Source organism: Actinoplanes sp. NPDC051405, assembly GCF_055586185.1.
The window spans coordinates 159,866-183,499 of the sequence record NZ_JBVJIR010000014.1 but is presented as its reverse complement, the minus strand read 5'-3'; the positions used below and the strand labels follow the sequence as shown (position 1 = coordinate 183,499).

Sequence of the window (23,634 nt, the reverse complement as noted above, 5' to 3'; positions counted from 1 at the left end):
CTCGAGCTGCCGGCCCGCTCCGCTCCCCGCTCCCCGCTCCCCGCGCGCTGACCGGCGCCGGGAGGGTCAGGCCGGCTGGGTGAGAGGGTGGTCGGTGGCCTGGGCTCGGCGGCCTGCCGTCATGGCCATCGCGCCGAAGGTCACCACCAGCACCGCGCTGACCAGCACCGCCAGCCGGCCGACATTCGCGATATGGGCGACCGGCCACGCGACACCCGCCACGGCCAGCGCCGCCACGACCCACCCCGGCTGCTCCCGACGCAGCGCGAAGGCCGCCACCAGCAGCGTCAGCGGGAAGCACAACCCGAGCGGCTTGATCAACCCAGCCGCCGCCCCCGTCGCGTCGACCAGGTCCGTGTCGCCCAGCGACACGTGGATCGTGTTGAAACCGTAGGCGACGTTCCCCGCCACCCCGAGCACCCCCACGACCAGCAGCACCACCGCCGTAACCCCGTCGCTCCAGGTCACCAGGCGCAGCAGCACGAACGCGTACCCGGCCGCGCCCAGCACGTGCATGACGCCGGCGGCCGGGTCGTCCCAGCCGCGGGTCGCGTACAGCGCGTCCGCGACCAGATAGAGCACCGGTCCGACGAACAGCAGAGCGGTGAGCAGGCGGTCGATCGGTGATCCGGGCAGGGACCTCATGGCGGCTCCTTCGAGCTCGGCGCGGCAGGACACCCCTCACCGTCGTCCGCGCGCCGGGCCGGGGCATCCGGGTGGGCCCTGCGAAGTCATAGGGTCAGCCCTGATCACGGCGGGGGTTCGCGCTGGCACGATGAGGCGGTGACCCGTACCGCGACGCTCGGCTCGGCGGTCGGTGCCATCGTGGCCGTGCTGGTCGCGGGTGGTTCCGGCCTCGGTGTCCACGTCGGCAACCTGCACAACGGGCTCATCGCGGCCTCGTTCACCGCCGTCGGCCTGTTCGTGGTGCTCCGGCGTCCCGGTAACCGTGAGGGCCGGCTGTTCGTCGCGACCGGCGCCGCCCACGCCGTCATGTTCGCGGGACGGCAGTACGGGCTGCACCCAGGGCCGCTGCCGGGAGCGTCCTGGGCCGGCTGGCTCGGCGTCTGGCCGCTGCCGATCGTGCTGGTCATCGCCGGCGTCACCATCATGAGCTTCCCGACCGGACGGTTGCCGTCGCGCGGGTGGCGGACCGTCACCGCCGTCCTGGCCGCCGTCGGTGTCGTCCTCGCCGCGGTGTCGGCATTGTGGCCGGTCGAGTACGCCCGTACCGCCCTGGTCGCCGGCCATCCGCTGAGCCTGCCGGGTCTCGCCGCCGCCGACGCCTTCTACCGGGTCGCCCGGCCCGCCGGTTACCTGCTGTTCCAGCTGACCTGGGTGGTCTGCGTGGTGGTCCGGCTGCGGCAGGCGCGCGGCGACGAGGCCCGGCAGCTGCGCTGGTTCGCGTACGCCGTCACGGTCTCCGCCGCGGTCATGGTGCTGGGGCTGGCGGTGTGGCATTCCCCCGTGCCCGGCACGCTGACGATGCCGGTGGTCGCCGTCGCGGCCGGGGCGGCGATCCTCAAGTACCGGCTCTACGACATCGACCCGGTGATCAACAAGTCGCTGGTGTTCGGTGCGATGGCCACGATCGTCACCCTCGGCTACGTGGCCGTGGTGACCGGCGTCGGGCGGCTCGTCGACGGCAACCGTACGGTCCTGTCCCTGGTGGCCACGGCGGTGGTCGCCGTGGCCTTCGAGCCGTTGCGCCGGCGGGTCCAGCGGCTCGCCGACCGGCTCGTGCACGGGCACCGGCTCGGCCCGTACGAGTCGCTCGCCCGGCTCTCCGCCCACCTGGCCGCACCGGCCGGTGGGTTGCTCGACGGCATCTGCCGGACCGTCGCCGACGGCGTCGGGGCGCGGCAGGTCGTGCTCTACACCGGCCCGCCCGACGAGCTGCGGGCGATGTCCGTCTGGCCGGACACAGCGCCGCTGCCACCCGGGGTACGGACGTTGACCGGGCTCCCCGAGGCGAAGGCGGCGGTGCCGGTCATGCACGACGGGCGCTTCCGCGGCGCGATCACGGTGCACAAGGGTGATGCCCTGTCACCTGCGGAGAAGCAGTTGATCGGCGACCTGGCCGCGCAGGCCGGGCTGGTGCTGGAGCTGCGCGCGACGGCCCAGCGCCTGGTCACGGCCGGGGACGCCGCCCGCCGCCGGCTCGAACGGGACCTGCACGACGGGGTGCAGCAGCGGCTGGTCACCGTGGCGATGGAGCTGGGCACCGTTGTGCGGCTGGCCTCGGACGCCGGGTCCGCCGACGTCGCCGAGCGGGCCGCCGCGGTCCGGGCCCAGCTGCTGGAGACCACCGCGGAGCTGCGCGATCTGGCCCGGGGCCTGCACCCGGCCGTGCTCACCCAGGACGGTCTGGAGGCGGCGCTGGGGTTCCTGGCCGACCGGTCCGCGGTGCCGGTGCGGCTGGGTGTGACGGTCGACCGCCGGCTGCGCCCGGAGGTGGAGGCGACCGCGTATTTCATGGTCAGCGAGGGCCTGACCAACACCGCCAAGCATTCCGGCGCGGCACTGGCCTCGGTGCGGGCCGAGCTCGCCGGGGCCGGGCTCGTCGTCGAAGTCGTCGACGACGGCGTCGGTGGCGCCACGATGGTCCCGGGCAGCGGCCTGGAAGGGCTCGCGGACCGGCTCGCCACCCTCGGCGCCCGGCTGACGGTCGACAGCGGGCCGGTGGGCACGCGGCTGGCGACGGTGATCCCGTGCGGGTGATGCTCGCCGACGACGCGGTGCTGTTCCGCGAAGGTCTGGCCCGGATCCTGACCGACGTCGGTTTCACCGTCACCGGTCAGGCCGGCGACGGCGCGGGGCTGCTCGACCTGGTCCGGGCCGACCCACCGGACGTCGCGGTGATCGACCTGCGGATGCCGCCCGGGTACGCCGCCGAGGGCATCGACACGGCCGCCGCCGTACGGGCCACGGCGCCCCGGGTCGGCCTGATGCTGCTCTCGCAGTACGTCGAGGTGCACCACGCGCTCCGGCTGATGACCGACTTCGACGGCGGCGTCGGCTACCTGCTCAAGGACCGGGTCTCCGATCTCGGCGCGTTCGGCACCGATGTGCGCAAGGTGGCCCGCGGTGAGACTGTCATCGACCCGGAGCTGGTGACCCGCCTGGTCGCCCGCCGCCGCGAACGGGACCCGCTGGAGGCCCTGACCGACCGCGAACGCGCCGTGCTGGCGTTGATGGCCCAGGGGCTGTCGAACGCCGCCGTGGCCGCAGACCTGCACCTGGCGATCAAGACGGTCGAGGCCCACGTCACCGCCATCTTCACCAAGCTCGGCCTGATCCCCGCCGATCGCGAGCACCGGCGCGTCCTGGCCGTGCTGACCTTTCTGCGTGCCTGAGCCGTCACCGGCCGCAGCGGACATTGACTTGCCGCGATCGCGGCCAGATGCTGGGACTCCGCCGCCAGGGAGGGAGCGATGCAGACCCGGCTGTCCCGCACGAACGACACGGCGCTGGTCCTCGCGGCGCGCGCGGGTGATCGTGGCGCCCTGGACGAGCTCGTCCGGGCCCACCTGCCGCTGGTGTACAACCTCACCCGGCAGGCGCTGGGCGGGCATCCCGACGTCGACGACGTCGTGCAGGAGGTCATGCTGCGCATGGTGCGGCAGCTGCCGGGGCTGCGCTCCGCCAAGAGTTTCCGGCCCTGGCTGACGGCCATCACGGTGCACCAGATCGGCACCCAGCTGGCCCGTGGCCGGGTCGCCGCGGCCCGCACCGCGGACCTGGACGAGCTGGCCGGGCTGCCGGACGCCGGCGCGGAGCCCGAAGGGGCCACGCTGCTGCGGGTGGAGCTGTCGGTGCAGCGGCGGCAGGTGATGCACGCCGGGCGGTGGCTGTCCGCCGAGGAACGGACGGTGCTCGCGCTGTGGTGGCTGGAGACGGTGGGTGAGCTGACCCGGGCCGACGTGGCGGTGGCGCTGGGCGTCAAGATCGCGCATGCCGGCGTACGGCTGCAGCGGATGCGCGACCACCTCGAGACGGCCCGCTCGATCGTCGCCGCACTCGACGCCGTGCCCGGCTGCGGCCGGCTCAGTACCGTCGTGGCCGGCTGGGACGGGGTGCCGAGCCCGTTCTGGCGCAAGCGCATCGAGCGGCACCTCCGTTCCTGTCCCACCTGCGAGCCCGCCCGCGACGGCCTGCTGCCCACCGAACGGCTGCTCGCCGGATTCGCCCTGCTGCCCGTTCCCCCGACGCTCACCAGTGAGCACGTGCCGGTCGAGGCGTTCACCCGGGCCTCCCTGATCGGCCGCTGGGGTGCGGCGCTGCGGGCTCATCCGGTCGGCGCGGCCCTGACCGCCGGCGCGCTGGCCGCCGGCCTGGTCGTCACCATGGCCGGCTGGTCGAGCCTGCCCCCGGTGGCCCGCGCGGTCCTCGCCGGCTCCCCGCCACCCGTGCCGTCCCCGGCGCCGCTGCTGACGATCGGGAAGGTGTCGCTGGAATCAGCCAACGCCCAGGGGCAGTTCGTCGGGCTGTCCGCCGGCCGGGGCGTGCTCACGCCGGCCGGGGCCACCCTGGAGGTCGTCCCCGGCCTCGCCGGCCGGGGCTGTTTCTCGCTGCGCACAGCCGACGGAATGCACCTGCGTCATGCGTCCTGGCGGCTGGTGGCCGGCTTCGACGACGGCACCGCGCTGTTCCACGGCGACGCCACGTTCTGCCCGCGGCCCGGCCTGGCCGCCGGTTCGGTGGCGCTGGAGTCCGCCAACTACCCCGGCTGGTTCCTGCGCCACGTGGGCGACGAGCTCTGGGTCGACCAGCTCGACGGCAGCGCGGGCTCCCGCGCCGACAGCGCATTCCTGGTCCGTCCACCCCGCGGCTGACCGAATCTCAGCCCAGCCAGGCGACCACCGCGATGAGCGTCACCGCCGCGGCCGCCGTCGACAGCACGATGGTGTCCCGGGCGAAACCCTCACCGCGGCCGTAGCGGCTGGCGAAGACGAAGATGTTCTGCGCGGTCGGCAGGGCCGCGGTCACCACGGCCGCGAGCAGCGCCGGGCCGGTCAATCCCAGGGCATAGTGCCCGATCACGTACGCCAGCAGCGGATGAACCAGCGCCTTGAGCACGACCGCCGCCAGCCGGTCCGGCGCGTCCGGTCCCGGGCGCAGCGGCCGGCTCCCGCGCAGCGACATGCCCAGCGCCAGCAGCGTCATCGGCACGGCAGCCCCGCCCAGCAGCACGAACGGCTGCAGCAACGGTTCCGGCATGTCCCAGCCCGACACGGCCACCGCGATGCCGGCCGCGGACGCGATCATCAGCGGGTTGCGGGCCGGCATCGCCGCGAGCCGGCCCAGCGACGGCCGTTCCTCCCCGGTCGCCACCTCCAGCACGGCCAGCGCCGCCGGGCTGGCCAGCAGCACCTGGAACATCAGCACGGGCGCGATGAACGCCACGTCACCGAGCACGTAGGCGGCGATCGGGATCCCCAGGTTGCCCGCGTTGACGTAGCTGGCGGCGAGTGCGCCGACGGTCAGCTCGGCGACGCTGCGCCGCCACAGCAGCCGGGCGAGCGTGACGTACAGCGCGGCGACGATCAGGGTGCTGAGCACGAACGCGGCGAGCGCCCCGGTGAAGATCCGGCCGATCGTGGACGTGGCCAGGGTGACGAACAGCAACGCCGGCGCGGTGACGAAGAACGCGAGCCGGGTCAGCGTCTCCAGCCCGGCCGCGCCGAGCACCCCGAACCGGCCGATCAGGTAGCCGACGAGGACGAGCGCCCAGACGACGGCGAAGCCGGTGACGACCTCACGCACCCGGAAGCCGCCGTTCGATCAGATCCACAACCGCAGGAGTGTGTCATGCCGGGGTCGCGTCCTCGTCGCGCTGGTACACGTCGGGGATGTCGTCACGGTCGGCGTCGACGTTCTCCTCCTCGTAGATGCGCCGGTAGGTGCGGTTGCGCACCCGCAGGATGACCGTGGCGAACATTGCGGCGGCCAGTGAGCCGGTCAGCACGGCCACCTTGACGTGGTCGTCGAGGTCGCTGCCGAGGCCGAAGGCCAGTTCCCCGATGAGCAGCGACACGGTGAAGCCGATACCGCCGAGCACGGCCAGCCCCACCACGTCCACCCAGGCGAAACTGGCATCCAGCCGGGCCCGGGTGAACCGGGTGACCACCCAGGTCGCCCCGGTGATGCCCAGCGGCTTGCCCAGCACCAGCCCGGCCACGATGCCCACGGCGACGGGATCGCTGAGGGCCGCCCCCAGGCCGCTGAGCCCGCCGACCGCGACGCCGGCCGACATGAGCGCGAAGATCGGTACGGCGATGCCCGCGGACAGCGGCCGGAACCGGTGCTCGAAGTGCTCGGCCAGGCCCGGCCCGGCCTCGGGACCGCCGGCCTGGCGGCTGCGCAGCACCGGTACGGCGAACCCGAGCAGTACCCCCGCGACCGTGGCGTGCACCCCGGAGGCGTGCATCAGCGTCCACGTGGCGAAGGCCAGCGGCAGCAGCAGCCACCACGAGCGCACCCGCCGCTGCACCAGCACGGTGAACGCGGCCAGCGGCACCAGCATGGCGAGCAGCGGCAGCACGGCCAGGTCCGAGGTGTAGAAGACGGCGATGATGACGATGGCGAGCAGGTCGTCGACCACCGCCAGGGTCAGCAGGAACGTCCGCATCGCCTGCGGCAGGCAGCGGCCGATCACCGCCAGCACGGCGAGGGCGAAGGCGATGTCGGTCGCGGTCGGGATCGCCCAGCCCCTGCCCTGACCCGACGAGAGGTTGACCAGGGCGTAGATGACCGCGGGCACGACCACCCCACCGACGGCGGCGGCGATCGGCACCGCCGCGCGCCGGGGGTCGCGCAGGTCGCCGGCGACGAACTCGCGCTTGAGCTCCAGACCGGCGACGAAGAAGAAGATCGCCAGCAGGCCGTCGGCGGCCCACGTCGCCATCGACAGGTCGAGGTGCAGCACCTCGGGGCCTACCGTGAAAGCGCGCAGGGCTTCGTAGCCGGCGCCCCACGGGGAGTTCGCCCAGATCAGCGCGGCCACGGCCCCGGCCAGCAGCAGCATCCCGCCGATGGTCTCCTTGCGCAGGATGTCGGCGATGCGGCGGGCCTCGGGCCAGGATCCCCGGCCGAGAAGATGCGGGCCGCGGCGCGGTTCCTGCGTCATGGGCGCTCCTGTTTCCGGGGTCGGGTCGGACGTTGCCGACCAGACTTCCCGGCGCACCTGCCCGGGAGTCTAGCCGCACAAACTTTCCGGGCCCGGCGACACGGCGAACGTCACAACCGCATGAGCTCCACCGCCGCCGTCTCGGCCGCGCACGCCGCCTGCACCCCGTCGGCCAGGCCGGCGAGCAGCGCCGGTTCCCCGGCTCTCGGATCGGCCACACCGACCGCCGCGATCCGTTCCGCGATCTCGCGCAGCGCCTCCGGGCCGGCCCCGGTGAACTGCCCGAACAGCTGCTGTTCGAGCAGGTCGGCGACCGGTCCGGCGGCCCGGACGGCCCGGTCGGCCACCGCGGACCACTGCTGGGCGGCCTCCCGGAACAACGCCGCCGCCCGGGTCAGCCGCGGCTCGCCGAGCACGGTCGCCGCCTCGTCGAGGAAGTCCGCGTAGAGCGGACGGGTGGCGCCCGGGGCGGTGTACTCCAGCTCGAGGCACTCGTAGAGCCGGCGCAGGCCCAGAGCCAGTGCTCCCGGCGCGCTGAAGCGGCGGGCCCAGGCCTTGTTGGTGCGTTCGTCGCGCAGCTGCGCCGCCGGTTTCGCCATGCCGGAGAAGCCCATGTTGACGTCGAAGGCGTTGCCGAGCACCGGTCCGGTCAGGTGGGCCACCGTGGTGGCGATCGCCGCGCGCATCGCCCCGGCGAGGTCGGGCAGGCGGCCGCGCTCGACCACGCAGTGCACCGGCCGGCCCGCCGCCAGCAGCGCCCGCAGATCCTCCTCGGCCGCCTCGGCGCCGGCGCTGTGGCGCACCTCGAACGGCAGGTCCAGCCGGCCCAGCGCCGCTTGGGCCCAGGGCTCGGGATGGTGCTGCGCCACGATCGTGACGATCGGTGGCAGACCGCGGTACTCGAACACGGCGTACAGGAAGCCGATGCCGCCGGCCAGCCCGCCCAGCGTGGTCTCCGGGTAGGGAGCTCCGGTGTGCGGCGCGATGTGGCCGGCCTGGGCCAGCAGGTGCTCTCGCGGTGCTGGCCGCCGCCGAACCCCGGATAGCCCGGCAGTGCCCCGGGCGCCGGCTCGCTGCCTTGCCCGGCCTTGGCCAGGACGTGCCTGCGCGCCGTCGTGTACGACTCGCCCGCGGTCCCGGCGAGCGCGAGTCGACGGCAAGGGGGTACGGCGCACGGAGTCGCCGCCGACAGCATACTGCCCGCCGTCGCCGCACCGGGGCCGAAGGTCCCGCCTGAGACGGGACCTCACGCCCTGCCGGCCCGGTGCCCGCCGCGCGCACGATCAGGGCGGGTGAAGGGAGACCCGCCATGACGACATCGTCAATCGCCGTCGGCACCGACGGCACCTCCACCAGCGAGGCAGCCGTACGGTGGGCCGCCGTGGAGGCCGCGAGCCGGGGCGTGCCCCTGCGCATCGTGTACGCGTACGGCCAGAGCGGGGAGACCGCCGAACGGCTGCTGGCCGGTGCGGTGCTCGACGCCGCCGTCCGCCACGCCCAGTCCGCCGCGGCCGGTGTCGTCATCGGCGCCGAGGCGTTGCGCGGCGAACCGGTGCCGGCGCTGCTGGGCCTCGAGGACGTGGACCTCGTCGTGCTCGGGCACCGGGGCCGCGGCGGCTTCACCAGCCTGCTGCTCGGTTCCGTCGGTCAGCAGGTCGCCACCCTTGCGCGGGCGCCCGTGGTGGTCGTCCGCGGCCGGGCCGACGCGGCCCGCGGGCCGATCGTGGCCGGGGTCTGCGGCTCGGCGACCGACGACGCGGTTCTGGACGAAGCCTTCGCGACGGCGGCCCGGCACGGAGCCCCACTCGCCGTGCTGCGCACCTACGCCCCGCCGACCCCGCTGTGGGTGGGTGACATCCCGGTCGCCGAGGACGGCATCGTCACCCTCGACGCGGCCGCCCGCGAGCGCCTCGAGCACCAGCTGGCCCCCTGGCGCGCCGAATATCCGCAGGTGGACGCGGAGGCGGTGGTGTCGCCGGACGACGCCGGCGCCGTGCTGGTCGCGGTGTCGCACAACGCCCGCCTGGTGGTCCTCGGGCGACCCACCCACAGCGCGATGGTCAACACCCTGATCGGATCGACCGGCCTGCATCTGCTGCACCACGCCGGTTGCCCGGTGCTGGTAACGCCGCCGGCCGCCGTCGCCTCGATAGCATCAGCGAATGGTCGCGCCCAAGGGTAACGAGCAGCCGTCGCTGGGACTGACCCCGCTGTCCCGGGTCCGGCTCGACGAGCTGCTGCAGGAGATGCTGGTCCGGGTCGGCGAGGTGGTCACCAGCCGGGAACGGCTGCGCGCTCTGCTGGACGCCGTGGTCGGCATCGGCACCGACCTGGACCTGCGCAGCACCCTGCAGCGCATCGTCGAGTCGGCCTGCGCGCTGGCCGGCGCCCGCTACGGCGCGCTGGGCATCATCGGCACGGACCGGCAGCTCTCCGACTTCATCACCCACGGCATCGACCCGGCCGCGCACGCCAGGATCGGCGACCTCCCGCACGGCCGCGGCGTCCTCGGCCTGCTGATCACCGACCCCCAGCCGGTCCGCCTGCCCGACATCACGAAACACCCGCGCTCGTACGGCTTCCCGCCCAACCACCCGCCGATGCACAGCTTCCTCGGCGTCCCCGTCCGCACCCGTGACCAGATCTTCGGCAACCTGTATCTGGCCGAGAAGCAGGGCGCCGACGAGTTCACCGAGGACGACGAGGAGATCATGGTCGCCCTTGCGGCCGCGGCCGGGGTCGCCATCGACAACGCGCGGCTGTTCACGCTGGCCCAGCGGCGCGAGCGCTGGCTGTCGGCCGCCGCCGAGATCACCGGGGTGCTGCTCGGCACGGTCCGGCGTACCGAGGCGCTGCGGCTCATCGCCCGCCGCGCCCGCGAGATCACCGAGGCCGGGCTCGTGCTGGTGCTGCTGGCCGGCGAGGACGAGTCCCGCTACACCATCGAGGTCGCCGACGGCGCGGACGAGATGGTCGGCAAGGTGCTGTCGGTGGACGTGGACGCGTTGCATGCCGACGATGCCGAGCTGGGCGGCGTCGCTGACTGGCCGGGGCCCGTACCGTCGGGTCCGGTGCTGGCCGCGCCGTTGGCCGGCGCCGACATGCCGCAGGGTGTGCTGATCGTCGCCGGCGCCGCCGCCGGCGGCGAGGACGACGCCACGCTGCTGGCCAGCTTCGCGGGCCAGGCCGCCCTGGCCCTGGAACGGGCCCGGGCGCAGGAGGAACGCGAGCTGCTGGTCGTGCTGGAGGACCGTGAGCGCATCGCCCGGGACCTGCACGACGTCGTGATCCAGCGGCTGTTCGCCACCGGAATGCAGTTGCAGGGTGTCGCCCCGCACGCGCTGCGCCCGGAGGCGGCCAAACGGATCAACGCGGCGGTCGACGACCTGGACGCCACCATCCGCGACATCCGCCGGTCGATCTTCGAACTGCGCGCCCCGGTGGGCAGCTCGCTGCGCACGGAGCTGCGCGACGCGGTCGAGGCGGCCACCGTGGCCCTGGGCTTCCGGCCGACGCTGGACGTGTCGGGGCCGGTGGACAGCGCGGTGCCCGATGACGTGGTGCCGGAGCTGCTGGCCGTGCTGCGCGAGGCTCTGTCGAACGTGGCCCGGCACGCGCAGGCCGGCACGGCCCGGGTCTCGGTACGCGCGGCCGACGGCGAGGTGATCCTCCAGATCGAGGACAACGGCGTCGGCACGGACCCGGCGCTGGCCCGCGGCGGTCTGGTCAACATGAGCGAACGCGCCGGCGACCTGGGCGGCAGCTGCACCGTGACCCCGGCCGACGAGGGCGGCACGGTGGTGACCTGGCGGGTCCCGCTCGGCGGCTGAGCCTCGCCCCGGGGGATCGGAAGTCCGGGTGGTTCGGGTCTTTCGGCCCTGATCGGGGCGGGCCGGCGGGCGCGATCGTGGAGGGGAACCGACCAGGAGGTCACCATGACCGCGCACTTGTCCCAGGCCACCCGGCAGCTCGCTTCGGCCGTCGAGGCGTCCCGGCACGCTCCCTCGGTGTTCAACACCCAGCCGTGGCAGTGGCGGATCGCCGGCGACAGCATGGAGCTCCACGCGGACCCGGACCGGCAGCTCGACGCCACCGACCCCGACGGACGGCTGCTGCTGCTCAGCTGCGGCACCGCGTTGCACCACGCCCGTACGGCCCTGGCGGCGGCCGGCTGGACCAGCACGGTGGACCGGTTGCCCGATCCCGCGCAGCCGACGTTGCTGGCCCGCGTACGGCTGGGGCACGCCGTCCCGGCCGACCCGGAGGCCCAGCGGATGGCGGCGGCCGTCAGCCGCCGCCGCACCGACCGGCGCCCCTTCGGTGACCAGCCGGTGTCCGAGCAGACGCTGACCAAGCTGCGCCGGTTCGTCGAGGCCGAAGGCGCCTACCTGCACGTCGTGCCGGCCGATCAGGTGCCGGTGCTGGCCGTCTCGACCGAGCGGGCGGCCGGCGCCGAGCAGGACGATCCGGCCTACCGCGAGGAGCTGGACCGCTGGACGAACCGGCCGCAGTGGCGCGGCGACGGCGTGTCGCCCGAGACGGCGGTGGAGCCGGCTCTGCGGCGGGTGCCGGTGCGCGATTTCGCCCCCGCGGGCAACCCGGGCCTGAGCGCCGGCGCGGGCATCGACAAGGGCGCCGCCTACGTGATCGTCTTCGGGATGACGGACCGGCCCGCCGACCTGCTGCGCGGCGGTGAGGCCCTGTCCGCGCTGCTGCTGCTGGCCACGGCAGACGGGCTGGCCACCGCGCCGCTGAGCGAGGCGGTCGAGGTCGCCTGGACGCGGCATCTGCTCACCAGCCTGCTGTCGGACCTCGGCGAGCCCTACATCGCCGTCCGGCTCGGCTACCCGATCGACCGCGAACCGCTGCCGCCGCAGGCCCGCCGCTCCCCGGCGGAGATCATCCGCATCGAGCAGTAAGCGACCCGACCGTCCGGAAAGGGACCTGCCGTGATGACCTACGACCACGCCGACCTGCGGCGCGCCGCCGCCGCGGCGGTCCGGGCGCCCTCGCTGCACAACAGCCAGCCCTGGCGCTTCCGGCTGCGGGCCGGTGCCATCGAGGTGCTGGCGGACCAGCAACGGCAACTCGCGGTGGCGGACAGCACCGGCTGGGCCGTACGGATCGCCTGCGGTGCCGCCGTCACCAACGCCCGGCTGGCGCTGGCCGTCGCGGGCACTCCGGCCGAGGTCGTGCTCTGCCCCGACCGCACCGCGCCGGAGCTGCTCGCCCGGCTCACGCCCGGTCCCCGCCGACCGGCCACGTACACCGAGACCGACCTCGCCGCGGCCGTCCCCCGCCGGTACAGCAACCGCCGGCCGTTCTGGCCCGACCCCGTGCCGCCCGACGTGCGGCAGCGGCTGGTGGACGCCGCCCGCGAGGAGTCCGGCTGGCTGGACCTGCTGGTCGGGATGACCGCGCTGAGCGGCTTCGCCGAGATCGCGCAGAGCGCCGACCGGGTGCTGCGGCGCGACCTGACCTACCAGGCCGAGATGTCGACCTGGACGCATGCCGACGAGGCACCCGACGGTGTCGCCGTACCGGCCGGCGCCCCGGTGCCGGAGCCGCAGGATCTGCTGCCCCAGCGTGCCTTCTCCGACCGCCGGCGGGCACCCGGCCGTGACTTCGAGCCGGAGCCGCTGGTAGCGATCCTGGGCACGGCGGGCGACCGCCCGCACGATCAGCTCATCGCCGGCCAGGCGTTGCAGCGGGTGCTGCTGACGGTCACCGACGCGGGCCTGGCCTGCTCGATGATCTCGCAGCCGATCGAGGTGCCGGCTGCCCGCGATCAGCTGCGCCGGTCACTCGGCCGCGCCGGGATGCCGCAGATGGCTCTGCGGATCGGCTACGGCCGGCCCGGCAGCCCGAGCCGTCGCCGGCCCCTCGAGGAGGTCCTCATCGGGGACTGAAAAGCCATTCGGCCGGACCGCTGTGCAACAAACCTGCACATCATATTTATTGACTCTCATATATTGGCGGGTGAGGATTCCCTCACGGAAACAACCGTCCCCGGAGACCGCCGGAGCACTCCTGAGGATGTGTCGCACGCTGCGGTGACGCACCATACTCATGCCGTTTCCCGTGGCAGATCGACGGCCCGTTTGCCACGCCCTGCGCACTTGCCGGCGGTGTCCATTTGTGACCTTCGACGACGTCACGGTCACCACCGGAGGCGGCGGCACGCCGTCACCGACCGGCCCGGCCACTCCGCCGCCGTCGAGTCCGACGCCGACCACCCCGCCGCCCACCACCCCGCCGCCCACCACGAGCGACGTGCTCTACGTGGCACCCAACGGCAGCGCGAGCGCGGCCGGCACCCAGGTGAGCCCGACCAGCCTGGTCTCGGCGATCACCCGGGTCGCGGCCGGTGGGACGATCTACCTGCGCGGCGGCACCTACGCCTTCTCGCAGACGGTCACCATCGCGCCGGGCAACAACGGCACCGCCGGCGCCCGCAAGAAGCTGTCGGCGTACCCGGGTGAGACGCCGGTGCTGAACTTCGCGGCCATGGCCGAGGATCCGGCGAACCGTGGGCTGGCCGTCAACGGCTCGTTCTGGCACGTGTCGGGCATCATCGTGGAGCGGGCCGGCGACAACGGCATCTTCGTCGGGGGCAGCAACAACATCCTCGAACGCACGATCACCCGGTTCAACCGTGACACCGGGCTGCAGCTGTCCCGGATCGCCTCGGACACCCCGAACAGCCAGTGGCCGGCCAACAACCTGATCCTGAGCGCGGAGTCGCACGACAACGCGGACTCCGACGGTGAGGACGCCGACGGTTTCGCCGCGAAGCTCACGGTCGGCTCGGGCAACGTCTTCCGCTACGCCGTGTCGCACAACAACATCGACGATGGCTGGGACCTCTACACCAAGACCGACACCGGGCCGATCGGCGTGGTCACCATCGAGGACTCCCTGGCCTACAGCAACGGCACGCTGAGCAACGGCGGCCAGGCCGGCAACGGCGACCGCAACGGCTACAAGCTGGGCGGCGAGGACATCAAGGTCAACCACATCGTGCGGCGCAGCATCGCGTTCCGCAACGGCAAGCACGGGTTCACGTACAACAGCAACCCGGGTGCGATGACGATCAGCAACAACATCAGCATCGACAACACCGAGCGCAACTTCAACTTCGACGCGGGCACCTCGGTGTTCCGCAACAACGTCTCCTGCCGCAGCGGCAGCGGCACCAACGACCGGATCATCGGCGACGCCGACAGCTCGAACCAGTTCTGGTCGGGCACCGACGGATCCCGGTGCGCCGCGCTCAGCGGCGCGCTGGCCTGGTCCTTCGCCGCCGACGGGCGCCTCGCGGTGACCCTCGGCGGCCGGCCCGTGACGCCGTGACCAGCGGCCGGGTCCGGCGGTCTCCCCGGCGGGGCCCGGCTCCGTGCATTTCGCGGGCCTTCCGCCCCTGTTCCGCGCCCGGCCGGACGACGACACTCAGGGGGACGCACCGACGGAGGTGTCCACGATGACCGGAAGACATCCGGCGACAGCGGCCCAACGCACCGACCTCCTGCACCGGATGCTGCTGCTGCGCGGCGGCGACCAGGACGCCGCTCACCGCGGCGAGGAGGCGATCACGGTGGGCCTGCGGTCCGCGCTCGGCCCGGGTGACACCGTGGCCGACGGCCCGGTCCTGGCCGTGGAGCTCGCGCACGACGACGTCCGGCGGCACCGGCCGGCGGTGACGGTGTGCTTCGTCGGCGACGAGACGGCGCCCGGGCTGGCCACCAGCCTGGGCCAGGCGATCGACGACCGGCTGCCCGTGCTGTTCTGCTGCGCCGGCCGGCACGGGGCCGATCCGGACGGCCCCGGCGGCCTGCCGGCCGGCACGGTGGACGGCGCGGACATCGAGGCGGTCACCCGGGCGGCCCTGACGGCGGTGCATCCGGTACGGGCCGGAGCAGGCCCGCGGCTGCTGCACCTGCGCACGTACGTCCTGGCCGACAGTCCCCGGCACGACCCCATCCGGATCCTGGCCGACCGGATGCGCACCGACCATCAGCTCGACGACAACGCCCTCGCGGCCATCGAGAAGCACGTCGCGGGGCAGCTCGGCGGGCATCGGGGCCGCTAGGGTCGGCGGATGCCCACCGTGCCGCCGATCCCCGGCTCCGTCCTGATCCGCCGCGGCGGCGACACGGTCGCCGAAACCGTCAGCGAGGGTTGCACCGCCCGCACCCGGTTCCAGATCGCGTCGGTGAGCAAGCAGTTCACCGCCGCGGCGGTCCTGCTGCTGGCCGAGCGCGGCATGCTCGGCCTGGACGACCCCATCGGGCGCCGGCTCGGCGGCTGCCCATCGTCGTGGCAGGACATCACGCTGCACCACCTGCTGACCCACACCTCCGGGCTGGGCCACTGGCCGGACCACCCGATGATCGACCCGGCCGAGCGGCTGGAGCCGGCCGAACTGCTCAAGACCTTCCACGACGTGCCACCGCTGTTCCGGCCCGGCGCCGGCTGGCACTACAGCAGCCCGGCGTACGTGCTCCTCGCGCACGTCGTGCAGCAGGCCGCCGGAAGCCCGTACCGGAAGTTCCTCGCCGAGGAGATCTTCGGCCCGCTCGGCCTGGCCGACACGTTCGCCGGCGCCCCGGGTGACCGCCCGGACATCGCCCGCGGGCACGGCCGGGACGGCGGCCCGGTCCTGTCGTGGGAGCTGGACGTGACGGGCATGGGTGCCGGCGACATCTGGTCCACCGCCGCCGACCTGCTCACCTGGATCGACGGCCTGCGCGCGGGGCGGGTGCTCGGCGACCGGTACCGCACGGCCATGCTCAGCGAGCAGGCTCCGACGGGCGGTGCGGAGGACGCCCGCGGTTACGGTTACGGCTGGTTCGTCGGATCGACGGGCGGCCACGCATGGTTCCACCACTCCGGCGAGAACCCCGGCTTCCGCGCCTTCGACGCCTGCGTGCCCGGGCTGGACTGCCGGATCGTGGTGCTCAGCAACTCCGAGTCGACCGACGCCACAGCCCTCACTCCCCTGTTCGGCCTCGCGCTCAGCTGGGGGTGAGGAGACAGAACTCGTTGCCTTCCGGGCCGGCCAGAACCGTCCAGGGAACGTCGCCCTGGCCGATGTCGGCCGGTGTCGCGCCGAGCACCATCAGGCGCGTGACCAGCTCCGCCTGGTGGGCCGCCGAGGTGGTGGCGAGGTCGACGTGCACCCGGGTCTTCGCCGTCTTGGGTTTCCGGGAGGCGACGAGGTCCACGCAGACAGCGACGGGGCCGGGGTGGACGAACGTGGCCCCGCTCCCGTCGTCCTGCTGCCGGCTGTTGCCGACCTCGGTCGCCGACGAGGACAGGCTGGTGGTCGCGCTCAGAATTGGGGCGTGCACTAGCCTCCTGCCATGATCCGCACTTCTCGCGCGGGCCGGCGCAACCGAGGAACAGGCCGCCGGCGACCTGCACACCATCATTTTCGGCCGCGTGGCCGCGTCACAACGCGCCATCTTGTCGGAGGATCCGGCGCTTCAGGAGGCTGGTGAGCGGCTGGTTCCGATCGGCAAGCAGGCCCTCGACCTCTTCGTCGTGCAGGAGGCGACCGCTGCCGAGATGGCGCCCGAACTGCGACAGCTGGAGGACGCCCGGCTCAGCATTGTCGCGGCGTGCACGGACCTGTTCGGGCCTCAGCCGTGGGAGTTCGCCGCCTTGCCGTCGCCCGAGGCCAGTCGCTGACCGGACGCGGACCTCGCTTGGGCATCTGCGTCTGCGTCTGCGTGTTCGCGGGAGTCGGGTGCGGGGTCATGGACGCCGGAGAGGAGGGCCAGGCGGAGTCTGGTCTCGTCGGTGGTTTCGGGGGCTGCGGTCAGGATCACGATTTTGAGCTCGGCCTCGCCGTCGGTCATGACGTCGCAGTCGACTTCGATCGGGCCGACCGTTGGGTGCTGGACGACTTTGTGGTCCTCGCGGTGGGTGCCGACTGCGCCGGCGGCCCATAGTTCGGCGAAGCGTTTGTTGCCCTCGGTGAGTGAGCGGATCAGGGTGGTCAGCCGGGTGTCGTTCGGGAAGCGGCCGGTTGCGCGGCGCAGGTCGGACACGATGGCGGCGTCGACCGCGTCGGGGGCGTACGAGATCACCGGCCATTGCGACAAGCGGGGCCGGTCGCCGCCGACCGGGAAGGTGTCGCGGGCGAAGTTGCGACGTTCCCGTGGTGCCGACGACGGGTCGCCGAGCAGGGCCGCCCAGCCGCGGTTCCACCAGATCAGCTGCCAGTCGGCGGCGAAGACGCCGACGGCCGCGTCGCCGAGGCGGTTCAGGACGCGCTGGACGCCCGGCGGAATGTGGTCGGAGATCTCGCCGTCGGCCGGCGGGACGAGCCCCGCCAGCCGGTACAGATGGTCCCGCTGCGCGTTCGTGAGTTGCAGGGCCCGGGCGAGCGCGGCGACCACCTGCGCCGAGGGTGTGGTGAACCGGCCCTGTTCCAGCCGCACGACGTAGTCGACCGAGATTCCGGCGAGTTCGGCGAGTTCCTCCCGGCGCAGCCCGCTCGCGCGGCGCGAACGGCCGCTCGGCAGGCCCACCGCGGACGGCGTGAGCCGGTCGCGCCAGGCGCGCACGGTGGCGCCGAACTCCGTCCCGTGAGCGGTCATGGCACCGATTGTGCCTCGCGGCCCGGCACCCAGGGGTGGTAGCCGTTTTCCTACCGTCGGGCCTTCCCTGGCGCACGTCGCGGCGCGGGCAAACCATGGGCGCATGACGATCACTTTCATCACCGGGGCCAACAAGGGCCTCGGCTACGAGACCGCCCGCCGCCTCATCGCCCACGGCCACACTGTGCTGCTCGGCGCTCGCGACGCGAAGGCCGGGACCGCGGCGGCCGCGAAACTCGGCGCCCGCTTTGTGCAGATCGATGTCACGGACGACGAGTCGGTGGCCGCGGCGGCCGCCGACATCGAGCAGCACGAAGGCACTGTCGATGTGTTGATCAACAACGCCGGCGTGGCCGGCCCGCACGGTGACCCGAGCGGCCTTACGGGTACGGACATCCTGAACGTGCTCGACGTCAACGTCGTCGGCGTGGTGCGGACCACCACGGCGTTCCTGCCGCTGCTGCGACGCTCGGCCGATCCGGTCATCGTCAACGTCAGCAGCTCGATGGGCTCGCTGGCCGCCACGCATGATCCGTCGCGCGCCGAGTCCCAGGCGATCGCACCCGCGTACACGGCGTCCAAGGCAGCGCTCACCATGCTCACGACCCAGTACGCCAAGTCGCTGACCGGCATCCGCATCAACGCCGCCGACCCGGGTTACACAGCCACGGATCTCAACGGCAACAGCGGCCCGCAGACCGTCACCGAGGGCACCGACGCCGTCGTCGGCCTCGCCACTGAGGGGCCGGGCCACGGTTCCGGGCGTTTCGTCGACCGTACCGGTGAGATCGCCTGGTCCTGAACCGCCGGACCGCCGGCGGGCGACCTCAGTCGGTGAGCAGCAGGGTGTGGACCGAGGTGATCAGGCCGTCGGCGACCAGCGCGATGTCGGCGCCGCGGACCACGGGTGCGGCGCGCTCGGGGCCGAAGCTCCACGCGAGGTAGCCGAGGTCCTGGGTGACGCGCACCGGGCCGTCGGCCACGAAGACGAAGCCCGGCGCGTCGTCCAGGATCTTCTGCGCCTTCGCGTCCAGCGCGTCGTGGCCCTCCACCGTCTCCTCGGGGTCGGCGAAGCGCACGCCGGGAGCGTACGTGCGGGCAATCGCGGCCCGGCGGCGTTCGCCGTCCCGCTCGTTGAAGACCTCCAGCAGGTTCGCCTGCATGAGCTGCTCGATCGTCGCCATCGTGCACTTCCCTCCGGCCGGCGCGCCCGGCTCGGGCGCGTACCGGTGCCGACGATATATGACGCGTCATGCAATCGGTAGGGTGGCTGCGGTAGGTTCGTGCGGTGGTGGACGAGGCGGCGGGAACCGGGAGCCTGGACCCGGTCGAGCTGAGGGCCTGGCGCGGGCTCATCGAGACCACGCCCCTGCTGCGGCGGCGTCTCGACCAGCTGCTGATGGCGGACTCCGGGCTCACCGGCAGCGACTATCCCGTGCTGGTGACCCTGCACGAGCGCGGTGACCGGCCGTGTCGTTCGACCGAGCTGGCCGACCTGATCGGCTGGGAGCAGTCCCGGCTGTCGCACCATCTGGCCCGGATGGAACGCCGCGGCCTGATCCGGCGCGTCCGTCACCACGCCGACAACCGCGTCGCGGAGGTCCACCTGACCGACGAGGGTCGCAGGGTCTTCCTGAACGCGGCCAAGGGTCACTCGCGGGCAGTCCGGGAGCATTTCGCCGACGTGCTGACCGTGCCGCAGCTGGAAGCGTTGGCCGAGATCATGGAGACCCTCCAGCGTCACCTCGCGCCTCCTGCTGCGGCGGACTGACCACGGACCCGGGATCGCTGCCGGGCCGCACCAGCCCTGACTCGTACGCGAAGACGACGGCCTGCACGCGGTCGCGCCGCAGGAAGCCGCTCGCCCCGGCCTGGAGCGCGGCAAACGCGTCCTCGTCGGTGTCGGACGGCGCCTGGCCGAACCGCCGCTCTCCGTGCAGCTGCACCGTTAGCGTCGGACCATGAGCCATTCGCTATGGCGGTCCTGGTGGATTCCGGTAGCCGGCGCACTGATCCTGGCCAGCAGCTTCGGACCATGGTGGGTGCTCGAGCTGGCGGCGGGCGGCCGGCTCGCCGATGACCACGGCAGTCAGCTCGACGCGGTATCGGCCTGGCAAGGGCCCGAGCGGTGGACATCGGCGGTAGGTCTCGCGCTGGCCGTCGCCGTCGTCTGGACCGGATGGCGGGTGCTCGCCGGTGGCGTACCCGATTGGCTGCGCGGAGTCCTGATCCTGGTCAGCGTGGCTCCGACCGTGCTGACCGTGCTTGAATGGCAGGCCATCCCGCCGTTGCCGCCCCTGCCGCCGACACCGCGAGCGGAGCTCTCGGTCGACGCTGTGGCCCGGCCCGGGGAGGCGTTCACCCATCCGGGGATCGACCCGGACCGGCTGTACCGGGACGATGCTTCGGTCCTGTCCCGGCAAGGACCCGGCTGGGGGCTCTACGCCGGAACGGCGGCTCTGGTCCTGCTGACTGCGGGCCTCCTGGTCAGCGGCAACCATGAATCGCCGCGTCCGGCGCGCTAGGAGAACCCGAAGTCGGGATGCCGGGGGCCGCCCAGTTCGACGGAGATGGTGTCGACCAGCGCACGGTGGGCCGCGCTTTCCGGCGGCGACCGATCGGCGTCGTCGCCGTCAATCGCGGCCTCGTCCGCGAGGAAGGCTGATCCGGACAGCTGGAGCAGAAGATCCGTCCAGCGCGGCCCGGTCAGCGTCATCCGGGCGTTGGTCCGGGCCACGTTCGTGCCGGCGCGCAGCAGGCGCTGCTGGCGGCGGGTCAAGGTGACCGCGTAACCACGGTCGGGACGCAGCCCGAGCTCGTTCAACGTCTCCAGGCTGACGTCGCCCAGCCCGCGGTAATCCACCGCGTTCGCGGACACCGTGAATTCACACCAGGGTGACCAGTCCTCTTCCTCCTCGGCCGGGTCGTCGAACCCGGGGCCGCCAGCGGTAGCTGGCACCCGGCGCCAGTTCGCCCGGGCCGAAGTCAAGCAACCGGGAACCGAACCTGGCGACGGTACGGCTGCCGTCGAGTGGGCCGTACTGCCAACAAAGCTGGGCTGGCTCGCGAGAGTGTGACCAGCGGTGAAATCGGTCGAGTGAGCGTATCTACGGCTGGGAAGCCGGCCGCGCTCCTCGCCGGGCGAGGCGGTCCAGGTAGTCGAGCAGCTTCACCTCGCTGCGCCCCAGGCGTTCACGCTCCGGTACCGGTAGCTCGGCCAGAACATCCGTGAGGTGTTCGGTCCGGGGCACATGCGCCATCGCGCCCGAGTACTCGCGACAGATGGAACACCAGGCCAGGCTGACGCAGCGCTCGTAAAGCCTGTCGGAGGGTGGGTAGTAGCGGTAGGTGTAGGAACGGATCTCACCCTGACATGTGGCACCTCGTCCTGGACGAATGTCATGGAGCGTGCTCACCTTGGACCACGTCCATCTGGCATCTCTCCGTGAAGTGACGCCGATGCGGTCGTCACTGCTACTCATCGCGGCTCGCATGTGAATTGTCCGCGAGGATGTTCACGCCCGGCGGTCGGCAAGGATCCGGCTGAACATCGCGAGGTAGCTGTCATGAGCCAATGCCAAACCTACGAGTGCGTCTTCCGTGAACCACTCGATGGCATCATGCTCGTCCGGCGCCGCGTTGACCGGAGACCCTGTCCACGCTTCGATCACCCAGATCTGCATGTCAGCCGTGTCGGCATGAACTTCGTGCGCGGGCGGCCCCGACGGCGTCGCGATGTCGATGCCCAGTTCCTCTCGGAGCTCTCGGGCCAGTGCCGTGCCAGGCAGTTCTCCAGGCTCCACGTGGCCGCCGGGCAGATCCCAGACGTCGGGATACCAACGGCGGTGGGGAGATCGGTGACAAAGCAGGACCCGGCTGCCGTCCAGCAGCAACGCTGCGACGACGCGAGCCTTGGGCGATTCTTCCGCGGAGATCGACACGGGCGCATCCTGCCACCCCTCGCGAAGCGACGCTGTGCCGTGAAAGCGGACCGGCGCAATCAACGAACAAGGGTCGTCACGGTGGCCTGATGCTCGACCGCCCAGTTCGCGACCTGTGAGAGTGGGCCGAGCAACGCCTGCCCCGACGTAGTCAAGGCGTACTCCACAGAGGGCGGCACGGTCGGGTGGACCGTGCGGAGCACGAGCCCGTCGGACTCCAGCGCCCGCAATGTTCGGGTCAGCATTCGCTGGCTGACGCCCTCTATCCGCTGGTGCAGTTCGTTGAAGCGGTGCGGTCGCTCGCCGAGGAGCACCAGGGTCAGCAGCGACCACTTGTCGCCGAGGCGGTGGAAGAGCCCGGTGACCGGGCACGCCACGTATTCCGCGACCGGCACCTGCTTGGCCAGGGGCGTCTCGACCAGCGAAGGAACAGCGGTGTTCCCACCAGACATTCAAGTGCCTTCTTTCGTACGGATCACAGAGCCGCGACAGTGACACCTGTCCACCATGACAGAGGAGGCGTACGTGCCCACAGCACACATTCCCAGCATGCTCATCGCCGGCGTGGGGCCGGGGCTCGGTCTTGCCGTCGCCCGGCGGTTCGGCCGTGAGGGACATCCGGTCGCCCTGCTGTCACGCCACCCGGACCGGCACGAGTCCTACCTGGCCTCGCTGCGTCAGGACGGCATCACCGCGATCGCCGTTGCTGCCGACATCACCCAGCCCGACCAGGTACGCGCCGCCGTCACCGCCACGAGCGAGCAGCTCGGCCCGATCGGTGCCGTGTACTACGGACCGGGCGCCGCTGACCCGACCGCGCGACCGGCGCCGATCCTGCAGGCGGCGCCGGATGACGTGTCGGCGGCGGTGCACACCTTCGTCCGTCCCGCCGTTGACCTCACCGCGCTGGTGCTGCCCGGCATGCTCGAACGTCGCAGCGGCACGCTGCTGTATGTCGCGGGCCTGGGTGCCGTCGTTCCGCTGCCCGGCATGGGCGCCCTCGCGGTCGCGTCGGCGGCGCTGCGTACGTACGCCCTGAGCGTGAACGCCGCCCTGGTCGGCACCGGTGTCTACGCGGGGGCGCTGGTCATCGGCGGGCTCGTCGAGCGTGGCGACATCCACCGGCACGCCGTCGCCGCGGTCGGGCCGGCCGTAGCCGCCGGTTTGCCCACGCTCGACCCGGACACGATCGCCGACACCGCCTGGGAGCTGTCGGCAGGCCGGGACGGTTCGGAGGCGACCTTCAACGCCCTCGGGGCTGACTCTGTGCACGTCTAGGTGGTCAGGCCGAAGCGTTCGACGATCTCCGGCAGCCACTCCGGGTCGCCGAACTGCAGGCCGTAGCGCTCCGCGAGGTCGCCGCCCTCCTCGGCCGCGGCGGGTCCGGCCGCGATCAGCTCGGCCACCTCGCGGAAGAAGTGCTCGAAGCCGGCCGGGGTGATGATCTCGATCATCCGGGCCGGGACCGTGCCGGCGTTCCACATCGCGTGCAGTTCGCCTCGAGGTTTGGTGATGTAGCCGCCGGGGCCGAGTACCACCTCGCGGTCGCCTGAGCGGAAGCCGATCTCGCCCTCGGTGACGATCGAGTATTCGTCCTCGCGGGTGTGCATGTGGGGTGCAACCAGCGCGCCTACCGGGAACGGGTGCTCGACGATCGCCAGGGCGCCGCCGGTGTCCTCGCCCCAGAGCTTGAAATGCACGCCGATGTCGCCTAGTTCGCCTTTGCGGCCGGCTCCTGGGTGGACCACGGTCAATGGTTTTGGTGTCGTCATTTGATGTGCTTACCGCATCCTTCTCCTTGGCGGCCAGCGGATTCATCGGTTCGCTTGCGGGTGGACGGTTGGGGGGGGGGGGGGGGGGGGGGGGGGGGGGGGGGGGGGGGGGGGGGGGGGGGGGGGGGGGGGGGTAAAACGCGGGCCTATATCTCTCTCCTCGGGTGTAAAGGAAAACCGCCCAACCC

The 23,634-nt window shown here is 72.6% G+C and carries 27 protein-coding genes; 15 read left to right on the top strand and 12 right to left on the bottom strand.

Annotated elements, in window-relative coordinates:
• Positions 1 to 66: 66 nt before the first annotated feature.
• Entirely contained in the window at positions 67 to 645 is a 579-nt protein-coding gene (locus tag ACZ6S4_RS28590; RefSeq protein ID WP_465477856.1) for a hypothetical protein, read from the bottom strand.
• Between the two features lie 138 nt (positions 646 to 783).
• On the opposite strand from ACZ6S4_RS28590, the gene ACZ6S4_RS28585 reads away from it, so the two are divergent.
• The 3 genes from ACZ6S4_RS28585 (at position 784) to ACZ6S4_RS28575 (ending at position 4,835) form a co-directional block, all read left to right on the top strand.
• On the top strand, positions 784 to 2,721 hold the full coding sequence (locus ACZ6S4_RS28585; protein ID WP_465477855.1) for a sensor histidine kinase: 1,938 nt from the start codon (positions 784 to 786) through the stop codon (positions 2,719 to 2,721).
• Positions 2,712 to 3,356 (top strand): LuxR C-terminal-related transcriptional regulator, encoded by a 645-nt coding sequence (locus ACZ6S4_RS28580; protein WP_465477854.1) that lies wholly within the window; start codon positions 2,712 to 2,714, stop codon positions 3,354 to 3,356. The genes ACZ6S4_RS28585 and ACZ6S4_RS28580 overlap by 10 nt, the downstream gene beginning before the upstream one ends.
• 78 nt (positions 3,357 to 3,434) lie before the next feature.
• A complete protein-coding gene (locus tag ACZ6S4_RS28575; RefSeq protein ID WP_465477853.1) occupies positions 3,435 to 4,835 on the top strand; it encodes a sigma-70 family RNA polymerase sigma factor in 1,401 nt (466 codons plus the stop codon).
• Between the two features lie 7 nt (positions 4,836 to 4,842).
• Here the strand turns inward: ACZ6S4_RS28575 and ACZ6S4_RS28570 are convergent, their stop codons facing one another.
• From ACZ6S4_RS28570 to ACZ6S4_RS28560, 3 genes are all read right to left on the bottom strand, one after another.
• Entirely contained in the window at positions 4,843 to 5,766 is a 924-nt protein-coding gene (locus ACZ6S4_RS28570; RefSeq protein ID WP_465477852.1) for an AEC family transporter, read from the bottom strand.
• Positions 5,767 to 5,809: 43 nt separating this feature from the next.
• Positions 5,810 to 7,129 carry a Na+/H+ antiporter NhaA gene (nhaA, locus tag ACZ6S4_RS28565; protein ID WP_465477851.1) on the bottom strand — a complete coding sequence of 440 codons (1,320 nt, stop codon included), beginning with the start codon at positions 7,127 to 7,129 and terminating at the stop codon, positions 5,810 to 5,812.
• A gap of 110 nt (positions 7,130 to 7,239) precedes the next feature.
• The gene (locus ACZ6S4_RS28560) at positions 7,240 to 8,304 is read right to left on the bottom strand and encodes a DUF4872 domain-containing protein (protein ID WP_465477850.1); all 1,065 of its coding nucleotides are present in this window, start codon (positions 8,302 to 8,304) and stop codon (positions 7,240 to 7,242) included.
• A 134-nt stretch (positions 8,305 to 8,438) separates the two neighbouring features.
• On the opposite strand from ACZ6S4_RS28560, the gene ACZ6S4_RS28555 reads away from it, so the two are divergent.
• The 7 genes from ACZ6S4_RS28555 (at position 8,439) to ACZ6S4_RS28525 (ending at position 16,157) form a co-directional block, all read left to right on the top strand.
• Positions 8,439 to 9,311: a universal stress protein gene (locus tag ACZ6S4_RS28555; RefSeq protein ID WP_465477849.1), complete on the top strand. Its 873-nt coding sequence runs from the start codon at positions 8,439 to 8,441 to the stop codon at positions 9,309 to 9,311.
• Complete coding sequence (locus ACZ6S4_RS28550; protein ID WP_465477848.1) at positions 9,292 to 10,959, top strand: GAF domain-containing sensor histidine kinase; 1,668 nt, start codon at positions 9,292 to 9,294, stop codon at positions 10,957 to 10,959. Before ACZ6S4_RS28555 ends, ACZ6S4_RS28550 begins: the two co-directional genes overlap by 20 nt.
• A gap of 105 nt (positions 10,960 to 11,064) precedes the next feature.
• The gene (locus tag ACZ6S4_RS28545; RefSeq protein ID WP_465477847.1) at positions 11,065 to 12,048 is read left to right on the top strand and encodes an Acg family FMN-binding oxidoreductase; all 984 of its coding nucleotides are present in this window, start codon (positions 11,065 to 11,067) and stop codon (positions 12,046 to 12,048) included.
• A 33-nt stretch (positions 12,049 to 12,081) separates the two neighbouring features.
• Positions 12,082 to 13,038 (top strand): Acg family FMN-binding oxidoreductase, encoded by a 957-nt coding sequence (locus ACZ6S4_RS28540; RefSeq protein WP_465477846.1) that lies wholly within the window; start codon positions 12,082 to 12,084, stop codon positions 13,036 to 13,038.
• Between the two features lie 229 nt (positions 13,039 to 13,267).
• Entirely contained in the window at positions 13,268 to 14,482 is a 1,215-nt protein-coding gene (locus ACZ6S4_RS28535; RefSeq protein WP_465477845.1) for a cellulose-binding protein, read from the top strand.
• 127 nt (positions 14,483 to 14,609) lie between these two features.
• Positions 14,610 to 15,218: a hypothetical protein gene (locus tag ACZ6S4_RS28530; protein ID WP_465477844.1), complete on the top strand. Its 609-nt coding sequence runs from the start codon at positions 14,610 to 14,612 to the stop codon at positions 15,216 to 15,218.
• A gap of 9 nt (positions 15,219 to 15,227) precedes the next feature.
• A complete protein-coding gene (locus ACZ6S4_RS28525) occupies positions 15,228 to 16,157 on the top strand; it encodes a serine hydrolase domain-containing protein (protein ID WP_465477843.1) in 930 nt (309 codons plus the stop codon).
• On the opposite strand, the gene ACZ6S4_RS28520 is transcribed toward ACZ6S4_RS28525, so the two are convergent.
• The gene (locus tag ACZ6S4_RS28520; protein WP_465477842.1) at positions 16,144 to 16,479 is read right to left on the bottom strand and encodes a VOC family protein; all 336 of its coding nucleotides are present in this window, start codon (positions 16,477 to 16,479) and stop codon (positions 16,144 to 16,146) included. The two genes, ACZ6S4_RS28525 and ACZ6S4_RS28520, sit on opposite strands and share 14 nt — an antisense overlap.
• Before the next feature lie 91 nt (positions 16,480 to 16,570).
• On the opposite strand from ACZ6S4_RS28520, the gene ACZ6S4_RS28515 reads away from it, so the two are divergent.
• Positions 16,571 to 16,819 (top strand): hypothetical protein, encoded by a 249-nt coding sequence (locus ACZ6S4_RS28515; protein WP_465477841.1) that lies wholly within the window; start codon positions 16,571 to 16,573, stop codon positions 16,817 to 16,819.
• On the opposite strand, the gene ACZ6S4_RS28510 is transcribed toward ACZ6S4_RS28515, so the two are convergent.
• Positions 16,771 to 17,733: a helix-turn-helix domain-containing protein gene (locus ACZ6S4_RS28510; protein WP_465477840.1), complete on the bottom strand. Its 963-nt coding sequence runs from the start codon at positions 17,731 to 17,733 to the stop codon at positions 16,771 to 16,773. The two genes, ACZ6S4_RS28515 and ACZ6S4_RS28510, sit on opposite strands and share 49 nt — an antisense overlap.
• Positions 17,734 to 17,836: 103 nt before the next feature.
• Here ACZ6S4_RS28510 and ACZ6S4_RS28505 point away from each other — a divergent pair, with 103 nt between their 5' ends.
• A complete protein-coding gene (locus tag ACZ6S4_RS28505; RefSeq protein WP_465477839.1) occupies positions 17,837 to 18,535 on the top strand; it encodes an SDR family NAD(P)-dependent oxidoreductase in 699 nt (232 codons plus the stop codon).
• A gap of 25 nt (positions 18,536 to 18,560) precedes the next feature.
• Here ACZ6S4_RS28505 and ACZ6S4_RS28500 read toward each other — a convergent pair whose 3' ends face one another.
• Positions 18,561 to 18,917, bottom strand: a complete 357-nt coding sequence (locus ACZ6S4_RS28500; RefSeq protein WP_465477838.1) for a nuclear transport factor 2 family protein — start codon at positions 18,915 to 18,917, stop codon at positions 18,561 to 18,563.
• A 104-nt stretch (positions 18,918 to 19,021) separates the two neighbouring features.
• Between ACZ6S4_RS28500 and ACZ6S4_RS28495 the strand changes: the two genes are divergently transcribed.
• Positions 19,022 to 19,504, top strand: a complete 483-nt coding sequence (locus tag ACZ6S4_RS28495; protein ID WP_465477837.1) for a MarR family winged helix-turn-helix transcriptional regulator — start codon at positions 19,022 to 19,024, stop codon at positions 19,502 to 19,504.
• Between the two features lie 190 nt (positions 19,505 to 19,694).
• Positions 19,695 to 20,258: a hypothetical protein gene (locus ACZ6S4_RS28490; protein ID WP_465477836.1), complete on the top strand. Its 564-nt coding sequence runs from the start codon at positions 19,695 to 19,697 to the stop codon at positions 20,256 to 20,258.
• On the opposite strand, the gene ACZ6S4_RS28485 is transcribed toward ACZ6S4_RS28490, so the two are convergent.
• The 4 genes from ACZ6S4_RS28485 to ACZ6S4_RS28470 all read right to left on the bottom strand — a co-directional run bounded on the left by ACZ6S4_RS28485 (position 20,255) and on the right by ACZ6S4_RS28470 (position 22,126).
• On the bottom strand, positions 20,255 to 20,692 hold the full coding sequence (locus tag ACZ6S4_RS28485; RefSeq protein ID WP_465477835.1) for a hypothetical protein: 438 nt from the start codon (positions 20,690 to 20,692) through the stop codon (positions 20,255 to 20,257). The genes ACZ6S4_RS28490 and ACZ6S4_RS28485 overlap by 4 nt on opposite strands.
• A 148-nt stretch (positions 20,693 to 20,840) precedes the next feature.
• A complete protein-coding gene (locus ACZ6S4_RS28480; protein WP_465477834.1) occupies positions 20,841 to 21,149 on the bottom strand; it encodes a hypothetical protein in 309 nt (102 codons plus the stop codon).
• Between the two features lie 99 nt (positions 21,150 to 21,248).
• A complete protein-coding gene (locus ACZ6S4_RS28475; protein ID WP_465477833.1) occupies positions 21,249 to 21,674 on the bottom strand; it encodes an NUDIX domain-containing protein in 426 nt (141 codons plus the stop codon).
• Between the two features lie 59 nt (positions 21,675 to 21,733).
• The gene (locus tag ACZ6S4_RS28470; protein WP_465477832.1) at positions 21,734 to 22,126 is read right to left on the bottom strand and encodes a winged helix-turn-helix transcriptional regulator; all 393 of its coding nucleotides are present in this window, start codon (positions 22,124 to 22,126) and stop codon (positions 21,734 to 21,736) included.
• Between the two features lie 73 nt (positions 22,127 to 22,199).
• Here ACZ6S4_RS28470 and ACZ6S4_RS28465 point away from each other — a divergent pair, with 73 nt between their 5' ends.
• On the top strand, positions 22,200 to 22,952 hold the full coding sequence (locus ACZ6S4_RS28465) for an SDR family NAD(P)-dependent oxidoreductase (protein WP_465477831.1): 753 nt from the start codon (positions 22,200 to 22,202) through the stop codon (positions 22,950 to 22,952).
• On the opposite strand, the gene ACZ6S4_RS28460 is transcribed toward ACZ6S4_RS28465, so the two are convergent.
• The gene (locus ACZ6S4_RS28460; RefSeq protein WP_465477830.1) at positions 22,949 to 23,446 is read right to left on the bottom strand and encodes a cupin domain-containing protein; all 498 of its coding nucleotides are present in this window, start codon (positions 23,444 to 23,446) and stop codon (positions 22,949 to 22,951) included. The genes ACZ6S4_RS28465 and ACZ6S4_RS28460 overlap by 4 nt on opposite strands.
• Positions 23,447 to 23,634: the final 188 nt, after the last annotated feature.

Bases quoted from the DNA above. Each gene is read 5' to 3' on its own strand.
- ACZ6S4_RS28590 (WP_465477856.1), bottom strand. From the start codon at position 645: ATGAGGTCCCTGCCCGGATCACCGATCGACCGCCTGCTCACCGCTCTG.
- ACZ6S4_RS28575 (WP_465477853.1), top strand. From the start codon at position 3,435: ATGCAGACCCGGCTGTCCCGCACGAACGACACGGCGCTGGTCCTCGCG.
- nhaA (WP_465477851.1), bottom strand. From the start codon at position 7,129: ATGACGCAGGAACCGCGCCGCGGCCCGCATCTTCTCGGCCGGGGATCC.
- ACZ6S4_RS28555 (WP_465477849.1), top strand. From the start codon at position 8,439: ATGACGACATCGTCAATCGCCGTCGGCACCGACGGCACCTCCACCAGC.
- ACZ6S4_RS28550 (WP_465477848.1), top strand. From the start codon at position 9,292: ATGGTCGCGCCCAAGGGTAACGAGCAGCCGTCGCTGGGACTGACCCCG.
- ACZ6S4_RS28545 (WP_465477847.1), top strand. From the start codon at position 11,065: ATGACCGCGCACTTGTCCCAGGCCACCCGGCAGCTCGCTTCGGCCGTC.
- ACZ6S4_RS28540 (WP_465477846.1), top strand. From the start codon at position 12,082: ATGACCTACGACCACGCCGACCTGCGGCGCGCCGCCGCCGCGGCGGTC.
- ACZ6S4_RS28530 (WP_465477844.1), top strand. From the start codon at position 14,610: ATGACCGGAAGACATCCGGCGACAGCGGCCCAACGCACCGACCTCCTG.
- ACZ6S4_RS28525 (WP_465477843.1), top strand. From the start codon at position 15,228: ATGCCCACCGTGCCGCCGATCCCCGGCTCCGTCCTGATCCGCCGCGGC.
- ACZ6S4_RS28510 (WP_465477840.1), bottom strand. From the start codon at position 17,733: ATGACCGCTCACGGGACGGAGTTCGGCGCCACCGTGCGCGCCTGGCGC.
- ACZ6S4_RS28505 (WP_465477839.1), top strand. From the start codon at position 17,837: ATGACGATCACTTTCATCACCGGGGCCAACAAGGGCCTCGGCTACGAG.
- ACZ6S4_RS28500 (WP_465477838.1), bottom strand. From the start codon at position 18,917: ATGGCGACGATCGAGCAGCTCATGCAGGCGAACCTGCTGGAGGTCTTC.
- ACZ6S4_RS28490 (WP_465477836.1), top strand. From the start codon at position 19,695: ATGAGCCATTCGCTATGGCGGTCCTGGTGGATTCCGGTAGCCGGCGCA.
- ACZ6S4_RS28470 (WP_465477832.1), bottom strand. From the start codon at position 22,126: ATGTCTGGTGGGAACACCGCTGTTCCTTCGCTGGTCGAGACGCCCCTG.
- ACZ6S4_RS28460 (WP_465477830.1), bottom strand. From the start codon at position 23,446: ATGACGACACCAAAACCATTGACCGTGGTCCACCCAGGAGCCGGCCGC.